Source organism: Ectothiorhodospira lacustris (genome assembly GCF_022227845.1).
In the GTDB taxonomy this organism is placed as follows: Bacteria; Pseudomonadota; Gammaproteobacteria; order Ectothiorhodospirales; family Ectothiorhodospiraceae; genus Ectothiorhodospira; species Ectothiorhodospira lacustris.
Genome location: NZ_JAJNQN010000043.1, coordinates 1 through 1,382, shown reverse-complemented (window position 1 = coordinate 1,382; position 1,382 = coordinate 1). Strand labels below are relative to the sequence as shown.

General features: G+C 60.5%; 1 protein-coding gene. It reads right to left on the bottom strand.

Annotated elements, in window-relative coordinates; all coding sequences use genetic code 11:
• Positions 1-29: 29 nt before the first annotated feature.
• Positions 30-1,283 carry an IS256 family transposase gene (locus LQ956_RS14850; RefSeq protein WP_238630335.1) on the bottom strand — a complete coding sequence of 418 codons (1,254 nt, stop codon included), beginning with the start codon at positions 1,281-1,283 and terminating at the stop codon, positions 30-32.
• Positions 1,284-1,382 lie beyond the last annotated feature (99 nt).

Below are 1,382 nucleotides of genomic sequence, written 5' to 3'. Positions count from 1 at the left end.
GAGTTATTGTCAAATCTGGTGTACGACGGTCAGGCGGCCTTCCTGTCTGACTGATCGATTACTTGCTCCCCGTCCTGGAACTTGACGTTGTTGACGACCAGTTCCAGCTTCTGGAAATGCTTGATGCGTCTCCAGCGCTTCTGGGCGCTCTGAAGCAGCTTGAACACCATCGCCAGGGTCGTCGCCCGGGATCCACAGTTCCGGCTGCGTTTGGTCCGCAGGCGAACCGTGGAGAAGGTCGATTCAACCGGGTTGGTGGTGCGGATGTGCACCCAATGCTCCGCCGGGTAATCGTAAAACGCCAGCAGTTCATCCCGGTCCTTGTTCAGGCATGCCATCGCCTTGGGGTACTTGGCCTCGAAACGCTTCAGGGTGCGATCAAAGGCCTTGTGAGCCCCTTCTCGGGTCTGCGCCATCCAGATTTCCTGGAGGTCAGACTTGACCTTGGGCTGCACCGACTTGGGCAGCTTGTTGAGCACATTCGCCGTCTTGTGAACCCAGCAACGCTGATGGTCCGTCTGTGGATAGATCTTACTCAGCGCCGCCCAGAATCCCATGGCACCGTCACCCACGGCCAACTTGGGACCGGTGGTGAGGCCGCGTTCCCGCAGGTGGGTGAGTAGCGCCTCCCAGCTATCTGCCGACTCGCGGAACCCATCCTCAACAGCCACCAGCTCCTTGCGACCGTGCTCGGTGACTCCGATGATCACCAGCAGGCACAAACGGTCATCCATGCGCACCTTGCTGTAGATGCCGTCGGCCCACCAGTAGACGTAGCGACGGTCTGACAGGTCCATCTGCCGCCACGTGGTGTGCTCGTCCTCCCACTGCTTCTTGAGCCGTGACACCGTGTTGGCCGAGAGTCCCTTGGCCTTCTCGCCAAGCAACGCCCCCAGGGCCTCCTGGTAGTCCCCGGTGGAAACCCCCTTCAGGTAGAGCCAGGGGATCAACTCCTCAACACTGCGAGCCCGTCTCAGGTAGGGCGGCAGCAGACTGCTGTTGAAGCAGGCGCCACCCCCGCTGCGGTCACGCACCTTGGGCACTTTGACGCTGACATCACCGATCCCGGTCTGAACCGTGCGTTCAGGCAGGTGACCGTTACGAACCACGGCCTGACGCCCATCCTCGAGGCGCTTCTCGGCATACTGCGCCAGGAAGGTGGCCAGCTCGGCCTCGACCGCCTGGGTGATCAGGTCGCGGGCACCCTGGCGCAGCAGCTCGTGCAGCGGATCCGTGGCCTGCGGTTCTGGTTGTGAAACAGCTTGAAGGGTAGACTTGGTCATGGCGTATCCGTTTTTGTTGATTGAGATCTTGGTCGTGATCAATCAACAGGATACGCCACCCTTCCTTCCCCCCCCATACACCAGATCTGACTTTAACTC